General features: G+C 69.5%; 1 protein-coding gene and 1 pseudogene. Both read left to right on the top strand.

What is annotated here, in order from left to right; genetic code table 11:
* A pseudogene (locus tag F6S12_RS32305) lies at window positions 1-266 on the top strand (nitrate ABC transporter substrate-binding protein); the annotation flags it as partial.
* Window positions 267-288: 22 nt separating this feature from the next.
* The coding region (locus F6S12_RS32300; protein WP_409999885.1) for an alpha/beta hydrolase family protein at window positions 289-905 on the top strand (617 nt) is incomplete at its 3' end.

The following is a 905-nucleotide window of genomic DNA, read 5'->3' as shown; positions in this document are numbered from 1 at the left end:
GCGCCGGCACCGCCGAGAGCGTGCTGCGCCGCGACGACCAGGGCGACCCGGTGGCCTGGAAGGAGCGCTGGGCGCCCAAGAGCGACCAGCAGCTCAAGGCCCACTATCAGGCGCTGAGCGACTACGCCCTGGCCAACCAGCTGATCCGCACGCCCTACGACATCACCCCGGCCCTGGCCACCGGTTTCACCAACCAGGCGCTGATCGATCTGCACCTGAGTGATTACTGGCCCGCCCTGCGCGGCCAGGTCGCCACCCATCCCTGAACCCTGAGCACGAGTCTTCTTGATGAAACTGTCCGCAAAATTCACCTTTGGCCTGAGCCTCCTGGCGCTCTCCCTGTCGGCCCTGGCCGGCCCGACCTACGCGCCCAAGCCCGACCCGTTGCAGGGCGACGGCCGGGTCTCGGCCTTCTATACCTGGCAGGACGCGATCCCCCCGACCCCGGGCAAGCTGCTGCGCAGCGAACCCCTGGAAGCCACCCTGAGCCTGCCCAACGCTGCCAGCGCGCAACGGATTCTCTATAGCTCCACCGACGGCATCGACGGCAAGACCCCGGTGGTGGTCTCCGGCACCTTGTTCCTGCCCAAGGGCAAGGCCCCGGCCGGCGGCTGGCCGGTGGCCTCCTGGGGCCATGGCACGGTGGGCGTGGCGGATGTCTGCGCGCCGTCCTGGCAGGGCCGTTCCTACCGTGACGTGCAGTACCTGAGCCGCTGGCTGGACGAAGGCTTTGCCATTGTCGCCACCGACTACCAGGGCCTGGGCGTGCCCGGCGGCCATCCGCTGCTGAACAACCGCATGGCCGCCTACGGCATTCTCGACGCCGCCAAAGCCGTGGTCGCCGGGGTGCCCGGGCTGGCCAACAAGGTACTGATCGTCGGCCAGTCCCAGGGCGGTGCCGGCGC

Source organism: Pseudomonas sp. JV245A (assembly GCF_032424515.1).
Lineage (GTDB): Bacteria > Pseudomonadota > Gammaproteobacteria > Pseudomonadales > Pseudomonadaceae > Aquipseudomonas > Aquipseudomonas protegens.
This window is presented reverse-complemented; position numbering and strand designations above follow the sequence as displayed.